1 protein-coding gene is annotated in these 761 nt (G+C 64.4%); it reads left to right on the top strand.

Annotation, left to right across the window (positions count from 1 at the left end):
- Positions 1-761: VCBS domain-containing protein (locus AC3WJW_RS29975; protein ID WP_493728549.1), on the top strand; the 761-nt coding region annotated here is incomplete at both ends.

Raw genomic sequence — 761 nt, 5'->3', positions numbered from 1 at the left:
ACCTGGAGCATTGCCGGGTCAAATACCGGCACCTACGGCTCGATCGCCGTCGATAACAGCGGCCAGTGGACCTACACCCTGGCCAACGGCACCGATGGGGTGGCCAGTGCGGTGCAGTCACTGAAGGCGGGCGAGAGTCGCAACGAAGTGTTCAGCGTGCAAGTCAGCGATGGCCTGGGCGGCGTCGACACCCAGCAGGTGACCGTCACCATCACCGGCAGCAACGACGCGCCAGTGCTCAGTTTTGCGACGGGCAATGATGCCGGCGCGGTGCAGGAAGACACCACGTTCAGCGTGAGTGGCCAGTTCAGCTCGGCCGACATCGATCACGACGCCACGGCGACCTGGAGCATCAATGGCTCGTCAACCGGTACCTACGGCTCGATCGCCGTCGATAACAGCGGCCAGTGGACCTACACCCTGGCCAACGGCACCGATGGCGTTGCCAGTGCAGTGCAGGCGCTGAAGGCGGGCGAGAGTCATGCTGACGTGTTTACAGTGCAAGTCAGCGACGGCCTGGGCGGCGTCGACACCCAGCAGGTGACCGTCACCATTACCGGCAGCAACGACGCGCCCGTGCTCAGCTTCGCGACGGGCAACGATGCCGGCGCGGTGCAGGAAGACACCACGCTCAGCGTGACTGGCCAGTTCAGCTCGGCCGACATCGATCACGATGCCACGGCGACCTGGAGCATTGCCGGGTCAAATACCGGCACCTACGGCTCGATCGCCGTCGATAACAGCGGCCAGTGGACCTACAC

The organism is Pseudomonas sp. GW821-FHT07G06 (assembly GCF_058986625.1).
The sequence above is the reverse complement of the archived record's forward strand: the minus strand, read 5'-3'. Positions and strand labels throughout refer to the sequence as shown.